This window comes from Paraburkholderia sp. GAS41, from assembly GCF_050436545.1.
In the GTDB taxonomy this organism is placed as follows: Bacteria; Pseudomonadota; Gammaproteobacteria; order Burkholderiales; family Burkholderiaceae; genus Paraburkholderia.
The window spans coordinates 191,331-217,591 of record NZ_JBNDMK010000001.1 but is presented as its reverse complement, the minus strand read 5'-3'; the positions used below and the strand labels follow the sequence as shown (position 1 = coordinate 217,591).

General features: G+C 62.3%; 24 protein-coding genes and 1 pseudogene. 3 read left to right on the top strand and 22 right to left on the bottom strand.

From position 1 onward, the window contains the following. Positions 1 to 161 precede the first annotated feature (161 nt). The 4 genes and pseudogenes from P3T43_RS00965 to guaB form a co-directional block, all read right to left on the bottom strand. Positions 162 to 593: pseudogene (locus P3T43_RS00965) on the bottom strand (Arm DNA-binding domain-containing protein); the annotation flags it as partial. A 231-nt stretch (positions 594 to 824) separates the two neighbouring features. Beyond that, positions 825 to 2,408, bottom strand: a complete 1,584-nt coding sequence (guaA, locus tag P3T43_RS00960) for a glutamine-hydrolyzing GMP synthase (RefSeq protein WP_429279154.1) — start codon at positions 2,406 to 2,408, stop codon at positions 825 to 827. Positions 2,409 to 2,606: 198 nt separating this feature from the next. Beyond that, complete coding sequence (locus P3T43_RS00955) at positions 2,607 to 3,329, bottom strand: hypothetical protein (protein ID WP_429279153.1); 723 nt, start codon at positions 3,327 to 3,329, stop codon at positions 2,607 to 2,609. Between the two features lie 6 nt (positions 3,330 to 3,335). Further along, positions 3,336 to 4,796, bottom strand: coding sequence for an IMP dehydrogenase (guaB, locus tag P3T43_RS00950; RefSeq protein ID WP_429279152.1), 1,461 nt, complete (start codon positions 4,794 to 4,796; stop codon positions 3,336 to 3,338). A gap of 241 nt (positions 4,797 to 5,037) precedes the next feature. On the opposite strand from guaB, the gene P3T43_RS00945 reads away from it, so the two are divergent. Continuing rightward, positions 5,038 to 6,021 carry a DMT family transporter gene (locus P3T43_RS00945; RefSeq protein WP_429279151.1) on the top strand — a complete coding sequence of 328 codons (984 nt, stop codon included), beginning with the start codon at positions 5,038 to 5,040 and terminating at the stop codon, positions 6,019 to 6,021. Positions 6,022 to 6,180: 159 nt separating this feature from the next. Here the strand turns inward: P3T43_RS00945 and P3T43_RS00940 are convergent, their stop codons facing one another. Beyond that, positions 6,181 to 6,513, bottom strand: a complete 333-nt coding sequence (locus P3T43_RS00940; protein ID WP_429279150.1) for an RnfH family protein — start codon at positions 6,511 to 6,513, stop codon at positions 6,181 to 6,183. Next, positions 6,510 to 6,947, bottom strand: coding sequence for a type II toxin-antitoxin system RatA family toxin (locus tag P3T43_RS00935; protein WP_429279149.1), 438 nt, complete (start codon positions 6,945 to 6,947; stop codon positions 6,510 to 6,512). The genes P3T43_RS00940 and P3T43_RS00935 overlap by 4 nt, the downstream gene beginning before the upstream one ends. Positions 6,948 to 7,047: 100 nt before the next feature. Between P3T43_RS00935 and smpB the strand changes: the two genes are divergently transcribed. Beyond that, entirely contained in the window at positions 7,048 to 7,494 is a 447-nt protein-coding gene (gene smpB, locus P3T43_RS00930; RefSeq protein ID WP_090694127.1) for an SsrA-binding protein SmpB, read from the top strand. A 141-nt stretch (positions 7,495 to 7,635) separates the two neighbouring features. Here the strand turns inward: smpB and P3T43_RS00925 are convergent, their stop codons facing one another. From P3T43_RS00925 to ppsA, 3 genes are all read right to left on the bottom strand, one after another. Beyond that, positions 7,636 to 8,568, bottom strand: coding sequence for an SPFH domain-containing protein (locus tag P3T43_RS00925; RefSeq protein WP_429279148.1), 933 nt, complete (start codon positions 8,566 to 8,568; stop codon positions 7,636 to 7,638). Between the two features lie 78 nt (positions 8,569 to 8,646). Further along, a complete protein-coding gene (locus P3T43_RS00920; protein WP_429279147.1) occupies positions 8,647 to 9,090 on the bottom strand; it encodes an NfeD family protein in 444 nt (147 codons plus the stop codon). 196 nt (positions 9,091 to 9,286) lie between these two features. Further along, positions 9,287 to 11,692: a phosphoenolpyruvate synthase gene (gene ppsA, locus P3T43_RS00915; protein ID WP_429279146.1), complete on the bottom strand. Its 2,406-nt coding sequence runs from the start codon at positions 11,690 to 11,692 to the stop codon at positions 9,287 to 9,289. A 376-nt stretch (positions 11,693 to 12,068) separates the two neighbouring features. Between ppsA and ppsR the strand changes: the two genes are divergently transcribed. Then, on the top strand, positions 12,069 to 12,884 hold the full coding sequence (gene ppsR / locus P3T43_RS00910; RefSeq protein WP_429279578.1) for a posphoenolpyruvate synthetase regulatory kinase/phosphorylase PpsR: 816 nt from the start codon (positions 12,069 to 12,071) through the stop codon (positions 12,882 to 12,884). Positions 12,885 to 12,970: 86 nt separating this feature from the next. Here ppsR and P3T43_RS00905 read toward each other — a convergent pair whose 3' ends face one another. The 13 genes from P3T43_RS00905 to frr form a co-directional block, all read right to left on the bottom strand. Continuing rightward, positions 12,971 to 13,753, bottom strand: a complete 783-nt coding sequence (locus tag P3T43_RS00905) for a TrmH family RNA methyltransferase (RefSeq protein ID WP_429279145.1) — start codon at positions 13,751 to 13,753, stop codon at positions 12,971 to 12,973. Positions 13,754 to 13,813: 60 nt separating this feature from the next. Further along, positions 13,814 to 14,560, bottom strand: a complete 747-nt coding sequence (gene rnhB / locus P3T43_RS00900) for a ribonuclease HII (protein WP_429279144.1) — start codon at positions 14,558 to 14,560, stop codon at positions 13,814 to 13,816. Next, a complete protein-coding gene (gene lpxB, locus P3T43_RS00895) occupies positions 14,557 to 15,726 on the bottom strand; it encodes a lipid-A-disaccharide synthase (RefSeq protein WP_429279143.1) in 1,170 nt (389 codons plus the stop codon). Before lpxB ends, rnhB begins: the two co-directional genes overlap by 4 nt. 3 nt (positions 15,727 to 15,729) lie before the next feature. Continuing rightward, the gene (lpxA, locus tag P3T43_RS00890) at positions 15,730 to 16,518 is read right to left on the bottom strand and encodes an acyl-ACP--UDP-N-acetylglucosamine O-acyltransferase (protein WP_429279142.1); all 789 of its coding nucleotides are present in this window, start codon (positions 16,516 to 16,518) and stop codon (positions 15,730 to 15,732) included. Between the two features lie 142 nt (positions 16,519 to 16,660). Continuing rightward, a complete protein-coding gene (fabZ, locus tag P3T43_RS00885) occupies positions 16,661 to 17,128 on the bottom strand; it encodes a 3-hydroxyacyl-ACP dehydratase FabZ (protein WP_429279141.1) in 468 nt (155 codons plus the stop codon). 185 nt (positions 17,129 to 17,313) lie between these two features. After that, positions 17,314 to 18,396: a UDP-3-O-(3-hydroxymyristoyl)glucosamine N-acyltransferase gene (gene lpxD, locus P3T43_RS00880; RefSeq protein WP_429279140.1), complete on the bottom strand. Its 1,083-nt coding sequence runs from the start codon at positions 18,394 to 18,396 to the stop codon at positions 17,314 to 17,316. 20 nt (positions 18,397 to 18,416) lie between these two features. After that, entirely contained in the window at positions 18,417 to 18,983 is a 567-nt protein-coding gene (locus tag P3T43_RS00875) for an OmpH family outer membrane protein (RefSeq protein ID WP_429279139.1), read from the bottom strand. A gap of 46 nt (positions 18,984 to 19,029) precedes the next feature. After that, positions 19,030 to 21,333 (bottom strand): outer membrane protein assembly factor BamA, encoded by a 2,304-nt coding sequence (bamA, locus tag P3T43_RS00870; RefSeq protein ID WP_429279138.1) that lies wholly within the window; start codon positions 21,331 to 21,333, stop codon positions 19,030 to 19,032. 66 nt (positions 21,334 to 21,399) lie between these two features. Next, entirely contained in the window at positions 21,400 to 22,788 is a 1,389-nt protein-coding gene (gene rseP / locus P3T43_RS00865) for an RIP metalloprotease RseP (protein WP_429279137.1), read from the bottom strand. A 7-nt stretch (positions 22,789 to 22,795) separates the two neighbouring features. Beyond that, positions 22,796 to 24,001: a 1-deoxy-D-xylulose-5-phosphate reductoisomerase gene (locus P3T43_RS00860; protein WP_429279136.1), complete on the bottom strand. Its 1,206-nt coding sequence runs from the start codon at positions 23,999 to 24,001 to the stop codon at positions 22,796 to 22,798. 10 nt (positions 24,002 to 24,011) lie between these two features. Further along, a complete protein-coding gene (locus tag P3T43_RS00855) occupies positions 24,012 to 24,833 on the bottom strand; it encodes a phosphatidate cytidylyltransferase (protein ID WP_429279135.1) in 822 nt (273 codons plus the stop codon). Beyond that, entirely contained in the window at positions 24,827 to 25,609 is a 783-nt protein-coding gene (uppS, locus tag P3T43_RS00850) for a polyprenyl diphosphate synthase (protein WP_429279134.1), read from the bottom strand. The genes P3T43_RS00855 and uppS overlap by 7 nt, the downstream gene beginning before the upstream one ends. Positions 25,610 to 25,672: 63 nt before the next feature. After that, the gene (gene frr, locus P3T43_RS00845; protein ID WP_429279133.1) at positions 25,673 to 26,233 is read right to left on the bottom strand and encodes a ribosome recycling factor; all 561 of its coding nucleotides are present in this window, start codon (positions 26,231 to 26,233) and stop codon (positions 25,673 to 25,675) included. Positions 26,234 to 26,261 lie beyond the last annotated feature (28 nt).

Sequence of the window (26,261 nt, the reverse complement as noted above, 5' to 3'; positions counted from 1 at the left end):
AATGCCGCAGCGCCAGGAACCCGCTCGTGCGCGATCTATATGAACTGGTACCGAGGGAGAGGATTTGAACTCCGACCACCTGCACTTCATGAGAGGAGCGAGAATTGTCCAGACTTCGGCGTTGAAATCTATCTCACCCCACCTTGCCAGAATGAACTCGGACTTGCGCACCAGCGTGAGTAGCATGAATATGATTTGCGCATCGATCGTGTGGAGTCGGCAAAAGCAGGCTGCACAAAGTATTTCTCCGCCCACTTACCAAACGTCAGCGCCTCGGTCGCCTCAACCCGTTTCTCGACTTTCGCACGTGAAGGACTTTCTCCGCGCTGGATTGCTCCGTAGGCTTGATCGCGTAGAAGCCGGGCTTCGGGGAGGCTAATCGCCATTCCGAATCCGAGCTCGTCTGGCTTGCGCGGCTTGCGTGCAGAAAGTGATGGATCGTAGCGGCCGATAACCAAGGTCTCCCGGCGACTGTTCACCCGGTAGTCGTACCGGAAGCTCACCGCGCCTGACGGCGTGACTGCCGCATATAGCCCCCGCTGATCGGCAACCTTGTAGATCTTCTCAGCCGGCTTCAGCGCTCGCAACTGCATGTCGTGAGCAGAAGAACGCCTCGAACGTATACCGTCAACCGATACCGTCACGCTACTCGACGGTATCGGACAAGGCCGTTCGAGGAGGAAACGTCGGTACCGTCAACGATACCGACATTTCCACCAGGCATTGCCCGGAACACAGCAGAACATCCCGGGCAATAACCGCATGTTTTTTAAGGAAAAACAAGGAAAACCGGACCTCCCGGAACGACCTGGGAGCAGTCTAAATCATTCCCACTCAATCGTCGCCGGCGGCTTCCCCGAGATGTCATACACAACCCGGTTAATCCCCCGCACTTCGTTGATGATCCGGTTCGACACATGGCCAAGCAACTCATGCGGCAGATGGGCCCAATGCGCGGTCATGAAATCCTGCGTCTGCACCGCACGCAGCGCCACCACGTACTCATACGTGCGCCCATCGCCCATCACGCCCACGCTCTTCACTGGCAGAAACACGGCGAACGCCTGGCTCGTCAGGTCGTACCATGACTTGCCGGATTCCTTGTCGATGGTCGTACGCAGCGTCTCGATGAAAATGGCGTCCGCACGGCGCAGCAGATCCGCAAAGTCGCGCTTCACTTCGCCGAGGATTCGCACCCCCAGACCAGGGCCGGGGAACGGATGGCGGTACACCATGGCCGGCGGCAGACCGAGCTTGACGCCCAGCTCACGCACTTCATCCTTGAACAGTTCGCGCAGCGGCTCCAGCAGCTTCAGATTCAGCGTCTCCGGCAGGCCGCCCACGTTGTGGTGGCTCTTGATGGTCTGCGTAGCCTTCTTGCCCTTGCCCGCCGATTCAATCACGTCCGGATAGATCGTCCCTTGCGCGAGCCACTTTGCGTCGGTCAGCTTGCCGGCTTCGGCCTGGAACACTTCGACAAATTCCGCGCCGATGATCTTGCGCTTCGCTTCCGGATCGGTCACGCCAGCAAGCTTCGACAGAAACACTTCGCTTGCATCGACGTGAATCACCTTCACCCCCAGGTGGTCCGCAAACGTCGCCATCACCTGCTCGGCTTCATTCAGACGCAGCAAACCGTGATCGACGAACACGCAGGTCAGTTGATCGCCAATCGCACGATGCAACAGCGCCGCAGCCACCGACGAATCCACGCCGCCCGACAGACCCAGGATGACATGCTCAGTGCCGACCTGCTCGCGAATCTTCGCGACCGCTTCATCGACGTAGTGGCCCATTTCCCAATCAGGCTGCGCGCCGCAAATCTTCAGCACGAAGCGCTCGAGCATGGCGCGCCCTTGCACCGTATGCGTGACTTCCGGATGCCACTGCAAACCGTAGAAGTGACGCGTCTCATCGGCCATCGCCGCGATCGGGCACGATTCGGTGGAGGCCATCAACTGGAAGCCAGCCGGCATGTCCAGCACCTTGTCGCCGTGGCTCATCCACACCTTCAGCATGCCGTGACCTTCCGGCGTCGTGAAGTCGCTGATGCCTTCGAGCAGGCTCGTATGGTTGCGCGCGCGCACTTCGGCATAACCGAACTCGCGCAGGTGACCGTTCTCGACCTTGCCGCCCAGCTGCTCGGCCATCGCCTGCATGCCGTAGCAGATGCCGAGCACCGGCACGCCAAGTTCGAACACCACTTGCGGCACGCGCGGCGTATCGGTCTCGGTGACCGAACTCGGGCCGCCCGAGAGAATCACGCCCTTCGGCGCGAAATCGCGAATGAACGACGCATCGACGTCGTACGGATGGATTTCCGAGTACACGTTCGCCTCGCGGACGCGACGTGCAATCAGTTGGGTGACTTGCGAACCGAAGTCGAGAATCAGGATCTTGTCGTGCATGGCAGCGGACGGCATTAAAAGTGAACGAATAAGGAAAGCCGCGCACAAGGCGCGGCGTTGAATTCAAAACGGTCCAGGCCATGAGGCCAGGTTGGGCAGCGCGGCATCCGACGTTGCATGAACGCACAACGAAGCACGTGCGCAGACGGATTCCGGAAGCTTCGGCAGTTGGCCTGGCGGGGCGCCCGCCTCAGCCAGTCAGCCATGGAACGGCGGCCTTGGCGCACCCGGCGCATCCGCAGCGGAGCTACGCGCTTCGACCTCGCTCGCCGAAAGCGTTCCCGGCCGGTTGGCAGCAGCGAAGTCCGGCTCGACCGGATGACCGGTTGCGGGACTGATGGGGCTGGCAGGACGCGTGAGCGGTGGCACCATGGGCTCCGTAACAGGGCCGCCCGCCGGCACCAGCACCGGTGCCACCACCGGTTCGGCCCGGTAGCCCACCGTGTCGCGCCCTCTTGCCGCATCTTTCGCGGCCTGCCTTTCAGCGCGTTCCGCAGCGGCAAGCTCGACGAGACGCAGCCTTTCGCGACGCCGTACCGCGCCTGCAAGGCGCACGCCGCCAAGGCCAATCACGACCAGCACCACAGCGGCCAGCACTGCCACAAGCTGACCGAAGCCGGTCAACTCGGGGCGATGCATGCCAATGAGCCAGACCAGCATTAGCAGGCCCGTCAGCCAGTTCACATGCCCAATGACTTTGGCGACCGTCGAGGTCAGCGCCCCGTCGATCGAGGCATGAAAAGCCAGCCACGCGAGCCCGATCAGCGCAATGCCAAGCCCTTGGCCAACCAGCGTGGGTTGCGTCTGCACCAGTTGCAGCGCGTTGTACAGCGAGGTCCAGGGCGTCAGCAGGAACAGCAGGCCGAACGCCAGTAACAGCAACGCATCGATAATCAGTACAGCGCGCAGCAATGGCTTCATGGGCGATTAATCCACGTGGTAGTTGGGCGCTTCCTTGGTGATCTGCACGTCATGCACGTGCGACTCGCGCAACCCTGCGCCGGTGATCTGCACGAATTCCGCCTTGTCGTTCATCTCGGCGATAGTGCGGCAACCGCAATAGCCCATGCTGGCCCGCACGCCGCCGATCAGCTGGAACAGAATCGCCGTGACCGAACCCTTGTAGGCGACGCGGCCTTCGATGCCTTCCGGCACCAGCTTGTCGATGTTCGCCGAGTTGTCCTGGAAGTAGCGGTCCGCTGCGCCGTCCTTCATCGCGCCGACCGAACCCATGCCACGGTACGACTTGTACTGGCGGCCCTGATACAGGAACACATCGCCCGGCGCTTCTTCGGTGCCGGCAAACATGCTGCCCATCATCACGGCGCTCGCGCCGGCGGCCAGCGCCTTGCTGACGTCGCCCGAGAAACGCACGCCGCCGTCGCCGATGACCGGCACGCCCGTGCCCTTCAGCGCTTCCGACACGTTGGAGATCGCCGTGACCTGCGGTACGCCGACGCCCGCGACGATACGCGTGGTACAGATCGAGCCCGGGCCGATACCGACCTTGACGCCGTCTGCGCCGTATTCGACGAGTGCCTTGGCTGCCGCGGCGGTTGCGATGTTGCCGCCGATCACTTCCACGTGCGGGAAGTTCTTCTTGACCCACCGCACGCGCTCGAGCACGCCCTTGCTATGCCCGTGCGCGGTATCCACGACGATCACGTCGACGCCCGCCTGCACCAGCAATTCCACGCGCTCTTCGTTGTCCTCGCCCACGCCGACTGCCGCGCCTGCGCGCAGCTTGCCGTGTTCGTCCTTACAGGCGTCCGGGTGTTCGGTCTGCTTGGTAATGTCTTTCACCGTCATCAGGCCGCGCAGTTCGAACGCGTCGTTGATGACCAGCACGCGCTCGAGGCGATGGCTGTGCATCAGTGCCTTGGCCTGTGCCAGCGGCGTGCCTTCCTTGACCGTGACGAGCCGCTCGCGCGGCGTCATGATGTTGCGCACCGGTTCGTCCAGCCGCTCTTCGAAGCGCAGGTCGCGATTGGTGACGATGCCGATGAGTTGCGCCCCTTCGACCACCGGGAAGCCCGAAATGCCATGCTGACGCGACAACGCGATGACGTCGCGCACCTTCATTTGCGGCGGCACGGTGATCGGATCGCGCACCACGCCCGACTCGAAACGCTTCACCTTGGCCACTTCACGCGCCTGCTCAGCCGGTGTGAGGTTCTTGTGGATGATGCCGACGCCGCCCATTTGCGCCATGGCAATGGCGAGGCGAGCTTCGGTGACCGTATCCATGGCAGCGGACACGAGCGGCATATTCAGGGAAATGTTGCGGGTCAGCCTGGTCTTGAGGCTGGTGTCGCGCGGCAGAACATCGGAGAAAGCCGGGACGAGGAGCACGTCATCGAACGTGAGTGCTGTTTGGATCAGACGCATGGCAAATCCTATAGGCGCAAAAGCGAATTATACGCGATACCTTCCTTTTTTTCACTGCACGAACAGCAGGTTAGCGAATTTCCGGTGATTTCCCAGGGTCTTTCGGCGGAGGAATTTCGCTTCGCTGTTCGGCCCGCGTTCGAACCGGTTTCGTTTCTCCAGACGAGTGCAGGATCGAACAAGACACCTCGCTAGCGGACCGGTAAGCTGCGCACCTGTTCAGTTTTATGCGGAGTAGTCAATGCAGCGTGGAGTAGCGTACGGCGTCATGGCCGGAGCGTTGTGGGGCATGGTGTTTCTGGTGCCGCGGATGTTGCCCGATTTTTCCCCACTGCTGCTGAGCGCGGGCCGCTACACGATGTACGGCCTCGTGTCGCTGGTCGCCGCACTGCCGATGGCGCGCTCGCTCCTGACCCGCCTGACCCGCGAGGACCTGAACGCGCTCGTCAGGCTGGCGCTGGCCGGCAACCTGCTCTACTACATTCTTCTGACGAGCGCCGTGCACCTGATCGGGATTGCGCCGTCCTCGCTGATCGTCGGCGTGCTGCCGGTGACCGTCACCCTGCTCGGACGGCGCGACCATGGCGCTGTGCCGCTCGCCCGCCTCGTCTGGCCACTGGCCATGGTGGTGGCGGGAATCGCCTGTATCAACGTCGATGTCTTCACCGTGGCCGACGCCGCCGCGGGCACCTCCACCCGCATCCTGACCAAACTCGCCGGGCTCGCCTGTGCGGTGGCGGCGCTGGCCTGCTGGACGTGGTTTGCCGTGGAAAACGCCCGCTACCTGCAGCGTCAGACCCATTTCACCGGCAACGAATGGTCGGTGTTGTGGGGTGTCGTGACCGGCGCGCTCGGCGCGGCCTTGTGGATCGTGATTGCGCTGCTGCCCGCGCACAGCCTGCAAACCGCGCTCGCCAGCGAACGCTGGCATAGCTTCTGGCTGCTCAATCTGGGGCTGGCGATCGGCGCATCGTGGCTCGGCAACGGTCTGTGGAATGCCGCCTCGAAGCGTCTGCCACTGACGCTGTCAGGTCAGATGATCGTGTTCGAAACACTGTTTGCCCTGCTCTATGCGTTCATTTACGACCATCGGCTGCCGCGTCCGCTCGAAATGGCGGCGATCGCGCTGCTGGTTGCGGGCGTGAGCTGGTCGGTGCGGCAACACGGCGATGACGGCAGCGAGACCGTCTCGATCGAGGAGAAGGCGCAGGCGTCCGCGCATTGAGCGGACGGTTGCCTGAGTAATTGCCTGCGTCATTGCCTTGCCTCGTGCCGGAATCGGCCCTGGTCCGGGTTGCCGCTCGCTGGAATTGGCATTGGCCGCGGCTAACGCGCGACGGTGTCGACGCTGGCCAGATCTAGCGCTGGAGCGAACCAGCGCCCCTTACCGTGAATCCCGATTGGTCCACTTGCGCCCTTCGATCGAGCCTGCCTTGCGGGTCTTTTCGACGCGCCGCTGGCGCGCCGCCTTCGGATCGACGATCAGCGGCCGGTAAATTTCCACCCGGTCATGGTCGGCGAGCACCGTATCGAGCGGCTTGAGCTTGCCGAATACGCCCACCTTCTGCTTGTCCAGATCGATCTGCGGATAACGCTTCAGGATGCCGCTCGCGTCGAGCGCCTCTTGCACGGTCGCCCCTTCCGCAAGCTCGACCGCGATCAGCGCCTGCTCATCGGGCAGCGCATAGCAGACTTCGATCGACAGCAGCGCGCTCATGCCTTGCCGTAGCGCTGGTCGGCGCGCTTCACGAAGGATTCGACGAAGGTGTTGGCAATATGGCTGAACACCGGACCGATGAGCTTCTCGAGGATGATGTTGGTGAATTCGTAGTGCAACGCGAATTCGATCTTGCAGGCGTCCTCGCGCAGTGCGGTAAAGCGCCAGTAACCGGTGAACTTGCGAAACGGGCCGTCCGCGAACTCCATGTCGATGCGTTCGGGCCGCTTCATGCTGTTACGGGTGGCAAAGTGCTGCTTGATGCCCTTGAAGTTGATATCGATCTTCGCCTCCATGCCATCCTCGTCCTGGCGACGAATCTCGATCCCGCCGCACCAGGGAAGGAAGTTGGGGTAATCGGCGACGTCGGTAACGAGGTCGAACATCTGTTCCGCCGAATGGCGTATCAACACGGTTTTCTGGACATCTGCCATAAATTGGACAGCACGTGGCAAGGGTGGACAAGCGCCGCGGGCTTTCCTTGCCCCGCTTTGCTAAAATCGTGATTTTAAACGAGTTGGGCACTTTCCATTCATGAGCATCATAGACAACAGAAAAGCCTTCTACGACTATTCGGTCGAAGAACGCTACGAAGCAGGGCTCGTGCTCGAAGGATGGGAGGTCAAGGCGTTGCGCGCCGGCCGCGGGCAGATCAAGGAAGGCTACGTGGTGATCAAGAACAACGAGCTATTCCTGATCGGCACGCACATCAGTCCGTTGCCCGAAGCATCGACCCATATCACGCCGGACCCCGTGCGCACCCGCAAGCTGCTTCTTCATAGCGAGGAAATCAGCAAACTGATCGGCAAGGTCGAGCAACGCGGATACACGCTCGTGCCGCTCAATTTTCATTACAAGGGCGGTCGCGTCAAATGCGAAATCGGCCTCGCGAAGGGCAAGAAGCAGCACGACAAGCGCGAAACCGAAAAGAAACGGGACTGGGAACGTGAAAAGGCGCGTTTGATGCGCAACCCGACCTGAGGCGGAGCGCCGCTGCAATACGGTGACCGCCAGCCTGGGTCCCGGCAATGAAAATGGCCCGCATACCTTGCGGGCCATTTTATTTTCCACGTGCCGGGCGGGGTCCCGCCAGCCGCCCAGCGACACCGCACCCCGCGAGCCCTACCGTATCTCGGTCGCGCCCTTGCCCTTGTTGACGATGGTCAGCGCCGAGGCAATCATCGAGCTCATGTTCGACAGATCGCCAGGCACGATCAGCGTGGTGCCCTGCTTCGCCAGATTGCCGAACGCATTCACATACTGTTCGGCCACTTTCAAGTTCACCGCTTCCATGCCGCCCGTGGACTGGATCGCCGCCGCGATCTTCTGGATGGCTTGCGCGTTGGCTTCGGCCACTGCCAGAATCGCCGCCGCCTGGCCCTGCGCCTGGTTGATCGCCGCCTGGCGTTCGCCTTCGGACTTCTGGATCGACGCCTCGCGTCCACCCGAAGCAATGTTGATCTGCTCCTGCTTGCGCCCTTCCGACGCGGCGATCAGCGCGCGCTTTTCGCGCTCGGCGGTAATCTGCGCCTGCATTGCGTGGAGAATTTCCTTCGGCGGCGTCAGATCCTTGATCTCGTAGCGCAACACCTTCACGCCCCAGTTCGACGCGGCTTCGTCGAGCGAAGACACGATGCTGTGATTGATGAAGTCGCGTTCCTCGAAGGTCTTGTCGAGTTCGAGCTTGCCGATCACCGAACGCAGCGTGGTCTGCGACAACTGCGTGATCGCGAACACAAAGTTGCTCGAACCGTACGACGCCTTCATCGGGTCGGTGACCTGAAAATACAGCACGCCATCCACCTGCAACTGGGTGTTATCGCGCGTGATGCAGACCTGGCTCGGCACTTCCAGAGGAATTTCCTTGAGGACGTGCTTATAGGCGATACGGTCGACGAACGGCACCACGAAGGTCAATCCCGGCGTGAGCGTGGCGTGATACCGGCCGAGCCGCTCCATCACCCACGCGTGCTGCTGCGGCACGATCTTGATGGTCTGCGCCGCAATCACGAATACGATGATAAGAAAGACTACCGCGACAATGGTCGAATCCATGCTTGCTCCCAGTTTCTGATTTGACTTGTTATGTTGCGCCTGGCCGGTTGTCTCAGGCCGCCACCGGCGGCAAGCACTTCAGGCGTCGATGGCCCGCTTGCTGGCCACCACGATGAGACGGCAGCCGTCCAGCGCGCTGATCTCGTAGACCTTGGCATCCTCAGGCTCGCCCGGCGCGAGTTCGACGTCCCACGCCGCCCCGCGATAACTGGCGCGCGCCCGCCGGTCACGCCACCCCGTCACGGCGAGGGTCTGGCCGATATCCAGATTGACATCCGGATTGTGTGCAGCCGCCTTGCGCGGTCTGCGGCCAAAGCGCGAGCGCCGCAGCAGAAGCACGGCGGCCAGCGCCACCAGCGCGGCCAACGCAAACTGCACGTCGGCATTCGCCCCCGAAAGGCGTGCCAACGCGGCCGCCACGAAACCCAACGCGATCATCAACAGATAGAAGGTGCCGCTCATCAACTCCAGCACGATAAGCACGCCCGCCCCGATCCACCAGAACAGTCCACCAGGCGCCACGTCAACCTCCATTGCGCTGCATGAGGCGAAAGTGGGTGCGAAAGCACTCACTTTGGCCGACAAAGCAAAACACCCCGGATCTACCGGGGTGTTTATAGCACGAAGCGGGTACAAATTACCGTGCGGTACGGTCCACTTTGATGAACCGCATCCGCACTGCAACCCGCAACGATGCCTCCTGCTTATTTTGCGTTGCTTACTTCTTCGACGACTTCGCCAACGCCTGCCACGTTTCGATGATCGTGTCCGGGTTCAGCGAGATCGACGCAATGCCTTCTTCCGTCAGCCACTGCGCGAAATCCGGATGATCCGACGGGCCCTGGCCGCAGATACCGACATACTTGTTCAGCCGCAGACACGTTTCAATCGCGCGCTTGAGCATGAACTTGACCGCCGGATCGCGTTCGTCGAAATCCACCGCGAGCAGTTCCATACCCGAGTCGCGATCGAGACCGAGCGTCAGCTGTGTCAGATCGTTCGAGCCGATCGAGAAGCCGTCGAAGAACTGCAGGAATTCTTCGGCGAGGATGGCGTTGGACGGCACTTCGCACATCATGATCAGACGCAGGCCCTTCTCGCCGCGCTTCAGGCCGAACTTGCCGAGCAGCCCGACCACCTTCTCCGCCTGCTTCAGCGTCCGCACGAACGGCACCATGATCTCGACGTTGTCGAGGCCCATCTCTTCGCGCACCTTCTTCAGCGCGATACATTCCATCTGGAACGCTTCGGCGAAGTCTTCCGCGATGTAACGCGAGGCGCCACGGAAACCCAGCATCGGATTCTCTTCATCCGGCTCGTAACGCGAACCGCCGATCAGCTTCTTGTACTCGTTCGACTTGAAGTCCGACAGACGCACGATGACGGGCTTCGGATAGAACGCCGCCGCGATCGTCGCGATCCCTTCGGTCAGTTTGTCGACATAGAACGCGCGCGGCGAGGCGTGACCGCGCGCCACGCTTTCGACGGCCTTCTTCAGGTCCTGATCGATATTCGGGTACTCGAGAATCGCCTTCGGATGCACGCCGATGTTGTTGTTAATGATGAATTCGAGCCGCGCCAGACCCACGCCGGCATTCGGCAGTTGCGAGAAGTCGAACGCGAGTTGCGGATTGCCGACGTTCATCATGATCTTCACCGGAATCGGCGGCAGTTCGCCGCGCTGGACTTCGGTGATTTCGGTTTCGAGCAGGCCGTCGTAGATCTTGCCTTCGTCGCCTTCCGCGCACGACACGGTCACGAGCGCGCCTTCCTTCAGCAGGTCGGTGGCGTCGCCGCAGCCCACCACGGCCGGCACACCCAGCTCACGCGCGATGATTGCCGCGTGGCAGGTACGGCCGCCGCGGTTCGTCACGATCGCGGAAGCACGCTTCATCACCGGCTCCCAGTTCGGGTCGGTCATGTCGGCCACCAGCACGTCGCCCGGCTGCACACGGTCCATTTCCGACGGATCGTGAATCACCCGCACCGGACCCGCGCCGATCTTCTGACCGATGGCACGGCCCGTGACGATCACCTGCGACTGGCCCTTCAGCTTGAAGCGCTGCTCGGCCTTGCCGGAAGCCTGGCTCTTCACGGTTTCCGGACGCGCCTGCAGGATGAAGATCTTGCCATCGCGACCGTCCTTGCCCCATTCGATGTCCATCGGACGTTCGTAGTGCTTTTCGATGATCACGGCGTACTTCGCGAGTTCGATCACGTCTTCGTCCGTGATCGAGAAGCGGTTGCGCTGCTCGTGCGCCACGTCGACGGTCTTCACGCGGCCCGGCTCGCCCGGTTTCGTGAATTCCATCTTGATCAGCTTCGAGCCGATCGAACGGCGGATGACGGGGTATTTGCCTTGCGCGAGCGTGGTCTTGAAGACGTAGAACTCGTCTGGGTTCACGGCGCCCTGCACGACGGTTTCACCGAGGCCATAGCTCGAGGTGATGAACACCGCGTCCTTGAAGCCGGATTCCGTGTCGAGCGTAAACATCACGCCGGCCGCGCCGACGTCCGAACGCACCATGCGCTGCACACCCGCGGACAGCGCGACTTCAGCGTGCGTGAAGCCCTTGTGAACGCGATAGGAAATCGCGCGGTCGTTGTACAGGGACGCGAACACGTGCTTCATGCGATCGAGCACGTCCTCGACGCCGACCACGTTCAGGTAGCTTTCCTGCTGGCCCGCGAAGGACGCGTCCGGCAAATCTTCTGCCGTGGCCGACGAACGCACAGCGAACGACAGCTCTTCCGGCGAGCTGTTCTGGAGCACGTCGAAACCCGCGCGGATGTCAGCTTCGAGCTTCGGCTGCAGCGGCGCGTCGACGATCCATTGACGAATTTCCTTGCCCGCTTCGGCGAGCGCTTTCACGTCGTCGACGTCGAGCGTCTCGAGACGTTTGGCGATGCGTTCAGTGAGGTTGTTGTGATGGAGAAAGTCGCGAAATGCCAGCGCCGTCGTGGCGAAACCGGTCGGCACACGAACGCCGGCCTGAGCGAGCTGGCTGATCATCTCGCCGAGTGACGCGTTCTTGCCGCCCACGATTTCCACATCGGTCATCCGCAACTGCTCGAACGGCACTACATACGCCTGATCCTTTGCGACGTTAACTGCGTTAGTCATACAAGCCCCTAAGTGTGGAAGAAATACACGACTGTGCAAGTGGGCTTGGACGCTGAATTCGCGTCTTGCACAACCTGTTAGATAAGCAATCGCTTGAGCGCGCGCACGTTTCGCGGAGCTTGCAGCCCGGCAACATTGCGCGCAAGAAGCACGACAAAGCCCACGGTTCGACGAAATTCTTCAAATTCGCCGCAAGTTACCAGCAAAAAGCGGGCCGTTGAGCGGGCGATAAACGCGCGTTAAGCGCGGTTCGCCTGCAATTGCTTATCCAACAGGTTGCCGCTATTCTACCGTGCCGACTCCCAAAATGTGACGGTCGGACGAGAATTGCGCCTCGAACTGCGCCTTGACCCCGCTCACGTTCCCTGCCCCACCGATGCCGCCCACCGTATTCATCGTCTCCGACGGTACCGGGATCACTGCCGAGACTTTCGCGCATTCGATCCTCTCCCAGTTCGACCAGAAATTTCGCCTGGTTCGCGTCCCCTTTGTCGATTCGACCGAGAAGGCATACGCCACGCTCGAAAAGATCAACGAAGCGCTCAGGCAGGACGGCCGCCGCCCGATCGTCTTCACCACGCTCGTCGACAGTGCGTCGAACAAGATCGTCAAGGGTTCGAATGCGCTGGTGCTGGACATGTTCCAGACCTTCGTCGAACCGCTTGAACAGGAACTGGAGCTGAAGTCGAGCCACGCAATGGGTCGCGGCCACCAGAACGCGGATACCGAGGAATACAAGAACCGCATCGAGGCGATCAATTTCTCGCTCGCCCACGACGACGGTCAATCGAACCGCAATCTGGCCGACGCCGACGTGATCCTGGTGGGCGTGTCGCGCAGCGGCAAGACGCCGACAAGCCTCTACCTGGCCATGCAGTACGGTGTGAAAGCGGCCAACTATCCGCTGATTCCGGAAGATTTTGAACGCGGCAAACTGCCGACGCCGCTGCTCGAGCACCGTGGCAAGATGTTCGGACTGTCGATCGACCCGCAGCGGCTCTCGGAGATCCGCAACGAACGCCGCCCCGGCAGCAAGTACGCCGCACCGGAGAACTGCCGTTACGAGATCAACGAAGCGGAAGGCATGATGCGGCGCGAGGGGATCAAGTGGCTGTCGTCGACGCACAAGTCGATCGAAGAGATCGCGACGACGATCTTGCAGGAAATCAAGCTCGATCGGCCTGCGTATTGAAGATTGAGTGAGGCTGGACGACCGGCGAATTGTGAAAGGCTCGCGTCCGGCCGTTCACGTTCCGCCTGAAGTGCCCGAACGGACTCTCACGCGCCGCGCTGCTGGCGACATTGCTCGAACAGACACACGGCGGCGGCCGCCGCCACATTCAGCGATTCCATCCCGCCCGGCTGCGGAATCGTCACGCGCAGCGTGACCGCGTCGCGCCAGATCTGCGACACGCCTGCGCCTTCGTTGCCCATCACCCAGGCGAGTTGCCCCGACAGATCGCAGTCGTAGATCGCCTCGGCGCCGTGCGAGTCCGTAATCACGACCGGCACGGCGAGGCGCTCGAGCAGCGTTTGCGGCTCTACGTCTTCGTGAATCTGCAGCAGGAAATGCGCGCCCATGCCCGAACGCAACACCTTCGACGACCACGCGTACGCCGTGCCCGGCGCGCAAAACACCTGCTGGATGCCTGCGGCCGCCGCGCTACGCAGGATCGACCCCACATTGCCCGCATCCTGCACGCCGTCGAGCACGACGCAGGTTTGCGCGACCCGCTTCGGCAGCGCCGGCGCCAGCTTGTCGACCAGCAGCAGGATACCCACGCCATTGACTACGTTCGACAGCTGTCCGAACAGCGCATCCGGCAGCGTGACGACGCGGTGCTCGTCGACCCGCGCGACGATGGCCTGCGCTTCTTCGTGACGTAACGCGCCCTCGGTGATGAGACAGGTTTCAGGTTGGCCGGCCACCTCCAGATAGGCGCTCGCAAGGTGAAACCCTTCGAGCAGCGCGTGACCGCTGCGACGTTGTTGATGCGTCGAGCCGGCCAATGCCTTGAGGCGTTTGTAGAGCGGATTGTCCCGCGAGGTGATGGCTTTCACAGGCAGCGAAGACAGTGAGAATGTGAGAAAAACGCAGGACGAAACACCCGCGCGGGCGTATCAGGACAGCGCTGTGCCGCCGAACGGCTCGTCCCACGCGGCGTCCACGATCTCGGCTGCAATCAGCGGCGCGGCCCCCGGCACGCTCACGTTCAAGCGGCGGATACCCAAATGCGCCTCGCGAACCGGCGCGAACGAACGCCGATGATGCTCGCACGGGCCGTGCTCCCGCAACGCCGCCAGGTGCTGCGGCGTGCCGTAGCCCGAGTGGGCATCGAAGCCGTACACGGGAAAGGTCTGATGCAATTGCAGCAGCATTCTGTCGCGGGTGACCTTGGCGAGAATCGACGCAGCCGAAATGGATTTAACGAGCGCATCGCCGCCAATAATCGCTTCGCTGCGGATGCTCAGCACCGGGCAACGATTGCCGTCGACCTTCACCAGCGTCGGCACGACCGCGAGCCCTTCGACCGCGCGCTTCATGGCCAGCATCGTTGCATGCAGGATATTGAGCGAGTCGATTTCTTCGACCGACGCCGAAGCAACACAATACGCCAGCGCCCGATCGACGATCTTGTCATACAGTTCGTCACGCTTTTTGGCGGTGAGCGCCTTCGAATCGTCGAGACCGCGAATCATCGGCTTCGCCGGATCGAAGATCACCGCCGCGGCGACCACTGGACCGGCCAGTGGCCCGCGCCCGGCTTCGTCGACGCCGCAGACGATTTCGCCCGGCGCGTCGAAGTTAAACCGGGGCTGCTCCGCTTTCGCGGCGGACTTGCGCCGAGGCGTGCGCGCATCGCTCATCGACGGCCCTTACGGGTTTCGACGACATCCGCTACCACTTCCGCGGCACGCTGGGCGGTGTTACGCTTCAGCACGAGATGCATCTCCGTGAAAATTTCCGTCAGCGTGCGCCGGTTAGCCTCGTCGCGCAACTGTTTCAAGGTGGCATCGGCGAGCGCCTCGGGGGTCGCGAAGTGCTGCAGAATTTCCGGCACGACGAAGCGCCCCGCCAGAATGTTCGGCAAGCCCACGTAAGGCAGATAGCCCTGCCGCCGCATGATCTGACCGGTCAGCCAGGGCACCTTGTAGGAAATCACCATCGGCTTTTTCAACAGCGCGGCTTCGAGTGTCACTGTGCCGCTCTTGACCAGAATCGCGTCGGCCGCCGTCATTGCCACCTGCGCCTGACCTTCGGTCAGCGTCAGCGCGAGACCCGGACTGGCGTCGATCAGCGGCTGCAGCATTTCCCGCAGCGCCGGCGTCGCCGCCGGCATCACGAAACGCACACCCGGCTCGCGATGTTGCATCAACTCCATGGCGGCGAAGAACGTCGGACCGATCAGATCGATTTCCGAGCGCCGGCTGCCCGGCAACACGGCGATCACCGGCCCGCTTTCCGGCAGACCCAGCGTGCGGCGCGCGCCCAGCGTGTCCGGTTCGAGCGGAATCTCGTCCGCCAGCGGATGACCCACGTACGACGCAGCCACGCCGGCCTTTTCCAGCAACGCGGTCTCGAACGGAAACACGCACAGCATGTGGTCGACGGCTTTGGCAATCTTCTTGATGCGGCCGCCGCGCCATGCCCAGATGGACGGGCATACGAAATGGATGGTCGGAATGCCGGCCTCACGCAGGGCAAGCTCGAGGCCGAAGTTGAAGTCAGGCGCGTCGACACCGACGAATGCGGCAGGCGGCTCGGCCAGCAACTGACGCTTCAGTTCGTTGCGGATGCCGAGAATCCCGGGAATGTGCCGTAGCGCTTCGACATAACCGCGCACGGACAGCTTTTCCATCGGCCAGTGGGCGTCGAAGCCCGTGGCGATCATGCGCGGGCCACCGATGCCGTAGTACTGCGTACCGGCTGGCAAGCGGCTGGCGAGGCCATCGAGCAGCGACGCGGCAAGCAGGTCGCCGGAGGGCTCGCCGGCCACCATCGCAAGCCGTAGCGGACTGGGTTGCAAGGCCATCGGCTAGCGGATGATGCCGCGTTGCGACGCGACCACGAAGTCGACCAACGCCTTCACCGGCGCATCGCCCTCGCCACCCGCCGAGGCAAGCTCGGTCAACTGTACCTTGGCTTCTTCCAGCGACAAGCCGTTTTTGTACAGCAACCGGTACGCGGCACGCAGCGCCGAAATCGCATCCGGCGAAAAACCGCGCCGGCGCAGACCCTCGACATTGATGCCGTGCGGTTCCGCCTTGTTGCCGGCGGCAATGACGAACGGCGGAATGTCCTGCACGAGCGCCGACGCGCCGCCCAGCATCGAATGCGCGCCGATACGCACGAACTGGTGCACGCCCGACATGCCGCCGACGATGGCGTAATCGCCGATCGTCACGTGGCCGGCCATCTGGGCGTTGCTCGCGAGAATCACGTTACTGCCCACGTGACAGTCGTGCCCGAGATGCACGTACGCCATGATCCAGTTGTCGTCGCCAAGCGTCGTCACGCCCGCGTCCTGGACCGTGCCGGTGTGGATCGTGGTGAACTCGCGGATGGTGTTGCGGTTCCCAATCACGAGCCGGGTTGGCTCGTCCTTGTACTTCATGTCCTGCGGTTTGCCACCGACCGATGCGTAGTGGCCAATGCGGTTGTCTTCGCCAATGGTCGTGTGACCTTCGATCACGCTGTGCGAACCGACCGTCGTGCCCGCGCCCATCGTGACGTGCGGGCCAACAATGGCATACGGCCCGATTTCAACCGTTTCGTGGAGCTGTGCGCCCGGCTCGACGATTGCAGTGGGATGAATCCTGCTCATGCGCCCTCGCTTCTGATTCCGTTGCGTTATCTGGATGCCCCGCCGGCGTGTGCCGCCTGACCGGCCTTCCAATGCTGGCCGCCCTCCATACGGAGATCCATGACATGGATCTCCGCCAGCGGCCCAGCGTTCCCGGCCAGGCTTACTGGCCGTCCGTTTCCGTGTGGCGGACTGCGCACATCAGGTCGGCTTCCGCCGCGACGACGCCATCCACCTCGGCGCGCGCCTTGAACTTCCAGATGCCGCGCATATGCCGCTCGAACGTTGCGTTCAGGATGAGCTGATCGCCCGGCTCGACGACGCGCTTGAAACGCGCGTTGTCGATGCCGACAAACAGATACAGCGTGTTGGTCCGATCATGCGGCTCTTCCGAGAACGTCAGGAGCGCCGCCGTTTGCGCCAGCGCTTCGAGGATCAGCACGCCCGGCATCACCGGACGGCTCGGGAAGTGACCCATGAAGTACGGCTCGTTGATCGACACGTTCTTCAGCGCTTTGATGCTCTTGTGCGGCTCGAGTTCGAGCACCCGATCAACGAGCAGAATCGGATAGCGATGCGGCAGCAGCGTGAGAATCTTATGTATGTCGAGATTGATTTTTTCGGTGCTCATGGTGTTTCAGCTCACGCATTGACTGCGCGATGATGACAGCGGATACGGATTCGGTGGGTGGGTAACGCGTGCTACCGTCGCTCGAGGTGACCCGGCAGCCCATGCTGCCCAACCACCACAACCGACGCCTGCTACTTGATCGGCTTAACCTGCTGCTTGATACCTGGCGGTTGTCCAACCACCAGTCATGCTTTCCTGCCCGGCTCCTCGCTCGGCGCCGCAGCCGCTTCCAGCGCGCGGATACGGTCGCGCAGCTTGTCGATGTTGCGCAGCAAGGCAGCGCTCTTGTTCCAGTCGGCATGATTGACGGCCGGGAACGCGCTCGTGTACATGCCTGGCTTCAACAGCGACTTCGAGACGCCCGACTTCGCCGTAACGATCACATGATCGGCCAGTGTAACGTGTCCGGCAATGCCAACTGCGCCGCCAATCATGCAATGACGGCCAATATTTGTGCTGCCGGCGATGCCCGCACAGCCGGCGATCACCGTGTAGGCGCCGATCCGGCAGTTATGACCGATCTGCACGAGGTTGTCGATCTTCACGCATTCTTCGATCACGGTATCGGCCATTGCGCCCCGGTCGATGGTCGTATTGGCGCCGATTTCCACATCCGGGCCAATCGACACGGCACCGACCTGGGGAATCTTCACCCAGCCACCGGTACGGGCCTCGCCTTCACCGACGAAGTCCGGTGCGAAGCCGAAACCGTCCGAACCGATCACCGCACCCGCATGAATGATGACGCGCTCACCGATCTTGCAGCCGTAGTACACGCTGACGTTTGGATACAGGTGCGAGCCGGCGCCGATCTTCGTGCTGCGGCCAATGACGACATTCGCGTCCAGCCGAACATGTTCACCGATTACCGCATCGGCTTCGACCGTCACATGCGGCCCGATCACCGCGCTGGGTGCAATCTGTGCCGACGGATCGATCGTCGCGCTGGCGTGAATGCCCGGCAAAGCCTTCGGCGCAGCCAGATCGATAAACGTCTGTGCGACACGCGCGAAGTAAGCGTAGGGATTGGGCGTGACGATGAAATTGCGAGCGCCCTGCTCGGCCAGCTTGCTCAGATCATCGGCGCTGATGAGTACGGCGCCTGCCCGGGTGGTTTCGACCTGCGATAGATACTTCGGGTTGGCGAGGAACGCCAGCTGGTTCGGGCCAGCCTGGTCGAGCGGCGCCAGGCTGCCGACGCGCTGCGACCGGTCTCCGACTACTTCACCGCCGAACCGCCTGACGATGTCCTCGAGCGTAAAAGCCATGCGCGTACTGCTCCCGCTGTTCAGTTGCCGTTGTTCGTGGGCGAGGTGCCCGTGCTGCCGTTACCCGGCGCTGCCGCAAGCGCCTTCAGGACCTGATCGGTAATGTCGATACGCGGGCTGACATACACCGCTTCCTGAAGGATCAGGTCGTAGTGCTGCTGCTCGGCGATCTGCTTGATGACCTTATTGGCGCGGTCCAGCACGGCGGCCAGTTCTTCGTTGCGGCGCTGATTCAGGTCTTCACGGAACTCGCGCTGCTTGCGCTGAAAATCGGTATCCAGTTGCGACAGGTCGCGCTGTTTCTCGGCGCGGTCGGCTGGCGCCATCGACGCCCCGTTCTTGTCCAGCGAATCGGACACGGCTTTCAGCTTCTGCGCCATATCCTGCAGATCCTTGTCGCGCTTTGCGAACTCAGCCTCCAGCTTGGTCTGCGCAGCCTTCGCCGCAGCCGACTCGCGCAAGATACGATCCGAGTTGACGGCCGCAATTCTGGCTTCCTGCCCGTGCGCGACTCCAACGCCTAAAGTCATTGCCAGCGCAAGCACACACGCAACACGTTTCGAAAACATACCGGTTCGCAAAGTCATCCTCTCGATACTGTAAAGAGGTCCGGGGTTAGCCCGGACCGTCCAATCAGAATGCCGTCCCGATCTGGAACTGGAATTTCTGGTACTGGTCGCCGTTGTGCTTCGTCAGCGGAAAACCCAGGCTCAGCTTGAGCGGTCCGATCGGCGAGATCCATGCGAGACCCACGCCGTAACCGTACCGCAAACCGTTCGCGCCGATGCTGCTGCCCTCGTCGCCCCAGACATTACCCGCATCAAGGAACGAAAAAACCCGCAGCGTGCGATCGTAACCCGTGCCCGGCAGCGGGAATGTCAATTCGACACTGCCCGCCAGCAGCTTCGAGCCGCCGATCGGGTCGCCCGTCGAGACGTCGCGCGGGCCCAGTGAACTCGGCTCATAGCCACGCACGGACCCGATCCCGCCCGCATAGTAATTCTTGAAGATCGGGTAAGGTTTGCCGGTGAGGCCATTGCCATAGCCTCCCTGAAAGTTGAAACCCAGCACAAAACCGCGCGCAAACGAATAATAATACTGCGCGTTGATATCGGCCTTGTAATACTGCGTGCCGCCAGCCGGCGTGCCATATTCGGCGTTCGCCTGCGTGAAGTAACCGCGACTCGGCACCAGCGCGCTGTCGCGCGTGTCCCGCGCCCAGCCCACCGTGATCGGCACGTTGGTCGACACCCGTCCGAACTCGTTGACGTAGTCGAGATAGCTTTGCGGCGTGGACGAACCCACATCGAGCTGGTTCTGCTCGATGCCCGCGCCGAAATATACCGTATCGACCTCGGAGAATGGAATGCCGAATTTGAGATCGCCGCCGACCGTGACGATCTTGAAACTCGAATCCGTAGAGTAATACAGCGGCTGCTGCGTCCGATAATAGACGTCTGTAATCCGCTTGATGCCGTCCACCGTGAAATACGGGTCGATCTGGGTAACGGTCAACGTGCGGTACGTCTTCGCCGTATTGATATTGACGCCGAGGCTGGTGCCGGAGCCGAACACGTTGTCTTGCGAGATCCCCGCCGACAGAATGGGACCTTCACCGGAACCATAGCCCAGACCCAACGTGATCGAGCCGGTCGGCTTTTCGGTGACCTTGACGTTCACATCCACCTGGTCAGGCGTGCCTTCCACGGGCACCGTCGACACGTCGACGTCCGAGAAGTAACCGAGGCGATTCACGCGGTCCTTCGACAGCGCGAGACGGTTCGAATCGAACCACGAGCTCTCGAGCTGGCGCATTTCGCGGCGCACCACTTCGTCGCGCGTGCGCGTATTCCCCACTACGTTGATGCGGCGCACGTACACACGGCGGCTCGGGTCGACCTGCAGCGTGAGGTCGACCTTGTGGTGCTGCGGGTCGATCTCCGGCGAGGCATTCACGGTGGCAAAAGCATAGCCATATTGGCCGAGCTTGTCGACGAGCGCCTTCGTGACGGCCTGCAGTTTTTCGGCAGAGAAACGCTCGCCGGCCTTGATCGTGACCAGCTTGTCGAGTTCGGCGTCACGACCCATGAGATTACCGGCCAGACGGATGCCGGAAATCGTGTACGGCTCGCCTTCATGCACCGTCACCGTCAGGTACATGTCCCGCCGGTCCGGCGTAATCGACACCTGGGTCGAGTCGATGTTGAACTCGAGGTAACCGCGGTTAAGGTAGTACGAGCGAACGTTCTGCAGATCGCCGCTCAGTTTGTCTTTGGCGTACAGGTCGTTCTTCGTGTACCACGAGAACCAGTTCGGCGTGGACAGTTGCATCTCGTCGAGCAGCGTGCCGCTGCTGAACGCCTTGTTGCCGATGAAGTTGATCTGGCGGATCTTCGCGCTCGGACCTTCATCCACTGACAACAGCAACGCCACGCGATCGCGGTCGACCGGCGTGATCGTGGTCTTTACTTCGGCCGCGTAGTAGCCGTGTGTCAGGTATTGACGTTTGAGTTCCTGTTCGGCCCGTGCGGCCAGCGCCTTGTCGTAATAGCGGCCTTGCGACAGCCCGACCGAATGCAGCGCCTTGAGCAGATTGTCCTTGTCGAATTCGCGCAGGCCGGCGAAATCGATCGAGCCGATGGCCGGACGCTCCACCACCTGCACGATCACGATATCGCCTTCGACCGCGATCTTCACGTCATTGAAGAAACCGGTGGCGTACAGCACGCGAATCGCTTCGGAGGCCTTGTCGTCAGAAAAAACATCGCCTTCCCGGATAGGCAGATACGCGAACATGGTACTCGGTTCGACGCGTTGCAACCCCTCGATGCGGATATCTCGCACCACGAAAGGCGAGGTTGCGTGGGCCACTAGTCCATGCGCAGCGAGTGCAGCCGCTGCTACCGTCTTGGGAACAAAGCGATGAGGTTTCAACAACGTACTTCCCCAATTTATAGCTAAATCAGGCCAGACGGCCGCCTTGCGTGAGCGCCGCCAGACACTTTAAAAATGGATCAGACGAGCCAGATCGTTGAAAAGCGCGATCGCCGACAAGGCGACGATACAGGCCAGCCCGGCTCTCTGGAGAACGAGCTGCCAGCGGTCGGACACCGCCTTACCGGTTGCAGCTTCAACCAAATAATATAACAGATGCCCCCCGTCCAATACCGGAATTGGGAGTAGGTTAAGTACGCCCAGACTGATACTGACAAGGGCGAGGAATGACAGGAATGCTGACGGACCCAGCCTTGCACTCTTGCCCGCGTAGTCGGCTATCGTCACCGGGCCTGACAGGTTTTTTAGCGACGCCTCGCCGGTTATCATCCGGCCAAACATGCGCACAGAGTAGGCTGCCAGATCCCATGTGCGGTGTGCGCCCAGTTGCAGGCTTTCGAGCGGGCCGTAGCGAACCATGATGGACGGCACCTGGGTGGCCAGTTCCGCGCCGATCCGGCCAACCTGCTGGCCAGTGGCGTCGTCACGCTGAGCGAGCGGCACGACATGAATGTCCTCGGTCTGGCCGGCCCGCTGCGCGTCGCCGCCCCGCTCGACCTGCAGCGCGACGGGCTTGCCCGCATGCGTCTTCACGAAGGCGATGAAAGCCGTGGCGTTATCGGCCGGCTTGCCGTCGATCGACACGAGGCGGTCGCCCGCCGCGAGACCCGCGCGTTGCGCGGCGCTGCCCGGTTGCACACCGGCCACGATCAGCTTGCCGCCACCCGGCTCGAAGCCGAGATGCGACATGAAATCGTCGTCGACGTTCTTCTCCGACACGTCGCGCAAATCCAATGGGAAGTCGAACGTCCCGTGGCTGTCTTTTGCGCTCAGAACGACACGGCGATGATCGAACGCGGCGCCCAGCAGCTTCCAGCGCAGGTCGGACCATGACCGGACCGGCTCGCTGGAACCCGCGTCCGGATTGCGCACCGCGACGACCGTTTCACCGCCGTCGAATCCGGCGAGCGCTGCGGCCGTATTCGGCGCCGGCGCGGCGACGATCGCGGCCGGTTCGCTCACACCGGTGGCAAACACGGCAGCGAACAGCACGATAGCGAGGATGAAATTGGCAACCGGGCCGGCCGCGACAATCGCAAAGCGCTTGGCGACGTGCTGGCGGTTGAAGGCGTGCGGCAGTGCCTCGGGGGAAATGGGCGCGCTCGCATCACGCTCGTCGAGCATCTTCACGTAGCCGCCCAGCGGCAACGCGGCGATCGTCCATTCTGTGCCCGTCTTCGGGCTGACCCATTGAACCAGTGGTTTGCCGAATCCGATCGAAAAGCGCAGCACTTTCACACCGCACCACCGCGCGACACTGTAATGGCCATACTCGTGGACCACTACGAGCACGCCGATCGCGACCGCGAAGGCGAGCACTTCGATCAACAGATTCATATTCGCCTCACTGGACGGCACGTTCCGCGCGAAGGGCGTTGTGCGGCAAACGCTGGATAAACTCTGCGGCCGCCCGGCGCGCGGCCGCGTCCGCTTCGATCACGTCTTCGAGCGCCTGCGCGCTGCGGTTCGGCAGCGCGTTGAGCACCGCGTCGACCACCTGCGCAATTGCCATGAAGCCGATCTTGTGCGAGAGGAACGCATCGACTGCCACCTCGTTGGCGGCGTTCAGCGCCGCACTCGCGATACCGCCTTCGGCAAGCGCTTTCACGGCCAGCGCCAGACACGGGAAACGGGCGTAATCGGGTTTTTCAAACGAGAGCGACGCGACCTGCACGAGATCGAGCTGCGCCACGCCGGAATCGACCCGGTCGGGAAATGCGAGCGCATGAGCGATCGGCGTGCGCATGTCGGGATTGCCAAGCTGCGCAAGCACCGAACCGTCGGCGTACGACACCATGGAATGGATCACGCTCTGCGGGTGAATCAGCACCTCGATGCGCTCACCCGGCAGGGCGAACAGCCAGTGCGCCTCGATGACTTCAAGGCCCTTGTTCATCATGGTCGCCGAGTCGACCGAAATCTTGCGGCCCATGACCCAGTTCGGGTGCTTGCAGGCCTCGTCCGGCGTCACGTTGACGAGGCTCGCCGGCTCGCGCGTCCTGAACGGGCCGCCGGAGGCAGTCAGAATGATCTTCGACACGCCGCCGTGCAGCGCCGCCTCGCGTGGCAGGCACTGGAAGATGGCATTGTGTTCGCTGTCTACCGGCAGCAGCACCGCGCCGTGATCGCGCACCGCGTCCATGAAGATCGCGCCGGACATCACCAGCGCTTCCTTGTTGGCGAGCAGGATGCGCTTGCCGGCGCGCGCGGCAGCCAGCGTGGGAGCGAGGCCCGCGGCGCCGACGATGGCCGCCACGACCGTATCGCAGCCATCGCTCTTCGAGACCTCGACGAGTGCTTCCGGACCGTAGGTCACTTCGGTCTTGCAGCCGGCTTCGCGCAGCTTCGCCGCGACTTGCGCCGCGGTGGCCGCGTCGCCGACCACGGCGACCTCAGGATGGAAGCGCAGGCATTGTTCGACGAGCTTGTCGCCGTTGCGATGCGCGGTCAGTGCATAGACCGCAAAGCGCTCGGGATGACGCGCGACGACGTCGAGCGTGCTGTCTCCAATCGAGCCCGTGGAACCGAGCAGTGTCAGACGTTTTTGCATATCTCTTTCTCTAGCCGAGCAGCAGCATTGCGAGCGGCAGCACCGGCAATAATGCGTCGATGCGGTCAAGGACGCCACCGTGCCCCGGTAGCAGGCCGCTTGAATCTTTCACGCCGGCCTGACGTTTTAACATCGATTCGAACAGGTCGCCGACGACGCTGAAAACCACCAGAAGCGTCAGTGCGCCGACCGTTCGGACAGCGCCCAGACGCTCCAGCAGCGCGGAATACAGGGTCGGTTCGAACGCATGCAGCACTGTAGCCGCTGCCGCGACGATCACCACAGCCAGCCACCCACCAATGGCGCCTTCCCACGTTTTGCCGGGACTGATGGCGGGTGCGAGCTTGTGCCGGCCGAACGCCTTACCGGCAAAGTATGCGCCGATATCGGCCAACCAGACCACCAGCATCAGGGACAGAACGAACGACACCCCCGCCATCCGGGCCGCGACCAGCGCGTGCCAGCAGGCCACGAATGCGACGATCCCCGCCACAAACAGGAACAGGCGCCAGGCGCCGTGCGCCAGAGTCGGCTTGCGCAGCAGCACGTACGGGCCCGCCAGAACCCAAAAAACCGCGGCGGCCTGAAAGAGTGGCCGCGGCAGTTGCGTACCGGTGCCGAGCTTCGTGCTTGCCACCAACGCCGCCGCGGCGACCAACGCGTAGACGACCGGACCGACACCCCCCACCTTCAGCAGACGTGCCCATTCCCAGGCCGCAAATACGACCACGAACGCGATCAACGCGCCGAAGGCACCCACCGGCGCGAACAGCGTAACCGGCAAAAACACAGCCAGGAGGACGATCGCCGTGATAACACGGGTTTTTAGCATGGAAGCGAATCGACGTTTTGCGATTGCGGCTCGAGCTGAGCACTGGTGCGGCCGAAGCGGCGTTCGCGCTCCGCGTATGAATCGATCGCGTGGCGCAGCGCCTCGGCGTCGAAATCCGGCCAGAAGGTGTCGGTGAAGTAGAACTCGGTGTAGGCCAGTTGCCACAGCAGGAAATTGCTGATGCGCTGCTCGCCGCCTGTGCGGATGAAGAGATCCGGCTCCGGCGCGTAGGCCATGGCGAGGTGTTCGGCGAACGATTCCTCGCTGACCTCGACCGCCTCGCCCGCCAGCGCCGATTGCTCGGCCAGCTTGCGGGTTGCCTGCAGGACGTCCCAGCGGCCGCCGTAGTTGGCGGCGATGGTCAAGGTGAGACGGGTATTGCGGGCGGTTTTGGTCTCGGCGCGACGGATCAGATCCTGGATGCGCTTGTCGAACATCGCCAGATCGCCGACCACACGCAGCCGGATGCCATTGGCGTGCAGTTTGCCGATCTCGCGCTCCAGCGCGGTCACGAACAGGCGCATCAGGAACGACACTTCGTCGTTCGGACGGCGCCAGTTCTCGGAGCTGAAGGCGAACAGCGTCAGATATTCGACGCCGGAACGCGCACACGCCTCGACGGCGGCACGCACCGCGTCGACGCCGCGCGAATGGCCTGCCACGCGCGGCAGGCGGCGCTGCGTTGCCCAACGGCCGTTGCCGTCCATGATGATCGCGATATGGCGCGGCACCGCCGCGACATCAGGCACGCGAACGGTTGAGCTGGTATAGGTCATGGCCGTCGGGACAGTGACTACAAATAAAGAAGTAAGGACCTGAAGATGCTGAGGCAGACGGCCTCAGACCGTCATGATCTCAGCTTCTTTGGTCGTCACGAGTTTGTCGATTTCCGACACGAACTTGTCCGTCAGCTTCTGGACGTCGTCGCCGGCACGACGCTCGTCGTCTTCGGAGATTTCCTTGTCTTTCACGAGCTTCTTCAATTGCTCGTTAGCGTCACGGCGCAGGTTGCGCACCGCGATCTTGGCCGTTTCCGCTTCGCTGCGCGCGACTTTGGTCAATTCGCGGCGGCGCTCTTCGGTCAGCGCGGGCATCGGCACGCGGATCACGTCGCCTTGCGTGGCTGGGTTCAGGCCCAGGTCGGAATCGCGAACCGCCTTTTCGACGACCGGCACCATCTTCTTTTCCCACGGCTGCACGCCGATCGTACGGGCGTCGATCAGCGTCAGGTTCGCGACCTGCGAGATCGGCACCGGCGAGCCATAATAGTCGACCTGGATGTGATCGAGCAGGCCCGTGTGTGCACGGCCTGTGCGGATCTTCGACAGATCGTTCTTGAATGCGTCGATCGAGCGCTGCATTTTCTGCTCGACGCCCTTCCTGATATCAGCCACAGACATTTTTAAACCTCCGAACCTTCAAAACGGT

Excerpts from the sequence above, each read along its gene's own strand:
- guaA (WP_429279154.1), bottom strand. The coding sequence starts at position 2,408 with ATGCACGACAAGATCCTGATTCTCGACTTCGGTTCGCAAGTCACCCAA.
- P3T43_RS00955 (WP_429279153.1), bottom strand. The coding sequence starts at position 3,329 with ATGAAGCCATTGCTGCGCGCTGTACTGATTATCGATGCGTTGCTGTTA.
- guaB (WP_429279152.1), bottom strand. The coding sequence starts at position 4,796 with ATGCGTCTGATCCAAACAGCACTCACGTTCGATGACGTGCTCCTCGTC.
- P3T43_RS00945 (WP_429279151.1), top strand. The coding sequence starts at position 5,038 with ATGCAGCGTGGAGTAGCGTACGGCGTCATGGCCGGAGCGTTGTGGGGC.
- P3T43_RS00940 (WP_429279150.1), bottom strand. The coding sequence starts at position 6,513 with ATGAGCGCGCTGCTGTCGATCGAAGTCTGCTATGCGCTGCCCGATGAG.
- P3T43_RS00935 (WP_429279149.1), bottom strand. The coding sequence starts at position 6,947 with ATGGCAGATGTCCAGAAAACCGTGTTGATACGCCATTCGGCGGAACAG.
- smpB (WP_090694127.1), top strand. The coding sequence starts at position 7,048 with ATGAGCATCATAGACAACAGAAAAGCCTTCTACGACTATTCGGTCGAA.
- P3T43_RS00925 (WP_429279148.1), bottom strand. The coding sequence starts at position 8,568 with ATGGATTCGACCATTGTCGCGGTAGTCTTTCTTATCATCGTATTCGTG.
- ppsA (WP_429279146.1), bottom strand. The coding sequence starts at position 11,692 with ATGACTAACGCAGTTAACGTCGCAAAGGATCAGGCGTATGTAGTGCCG.
- ppsR (WP_429279578.1), top strand. The coding sequence starts at position 12,069 with ATGCCGCCCACCGTATTCATCGTCTCCGACGGTACCGGGATCACTGCC.
- rnhB (WP_429279144.1), bottom strand. The coding sequence starts at position 14,560 with ATGAGCGATGCGCGCACGCCTCGGCGCAAGTCCGCCGCGAAAGCGGAG.
- lpxB (WP_429279143.1), bottom strand. The coding sequence starts at position 15,726 with ATGGCCTTGCAACCCAGTCCGCTACGGCTTGCGATGGTGGCCGGCGAG.
- lpxA (WP_429279142.1), bottom strand. The coding sequence starts at position 16,518 with ATGAGCAGGATTCATCCCACTGCAATCGTCGAGCCGGGCGCACAGCTC.
- fabZ (WP_429279141.1), bottom strand. The coding sequence starts at position 17,128 with ATGAGCACCGAAAAAATCAATCTCGACATACATAAGATTCTCACGCTG.
- lpxD (WP_429279140.1), bottom strand. The coding sequence starts at position 18,396 with ATGGCTTTTACGCTCGAGGACATCGTCAGGCGGTTCGGCGGTGAAGTA.
- P3T43_RS00875 (WP_429279139.1), bottom strand. The coding sequence starts at position 18,983 with ATGACTTTGCGAACCGGTATGTTTTCGAAACGTGTTGCGTGTGTGCTT.
- rseP (WP_429279137.1), bottom strand. The coding sequence starts at position 22,788 with ATGAATCTGTTGATCGAAGTGCTCGCCTTCGCGGTCGCGATCGGCGTG.
- P3T43_RS00860 (WP_429279136.1), bottom strand. The coding sequence starts at position 24,001 with ATGCAAAAACGTCTGACACTGCTCGGTTCCACGGGCTCGATTGGAGAC.
- P3T43_RS00855 (WP_429279135.1), bottom strand. The coding sequence starts at position 24,833 with ATGCTAAAAACCCGTGTTATCACGGCGATCGTCCTCCTGGCTGTGTTT.
- uppS (WP_429279134.1), bottom strand. The coding sequence starts at position 25,609 with ATGACCTATACCAGCTCAACCGTTCGCGTGCCTGATGTCGCGGCGGTG.
- frr (WP_429279133.1), bottom strand. The coding sequence starts at position 26,233 with ATGTCTGTGGCTGATATCAGGAAGGGCGTCGAGCAGAAAATGCAGCGC.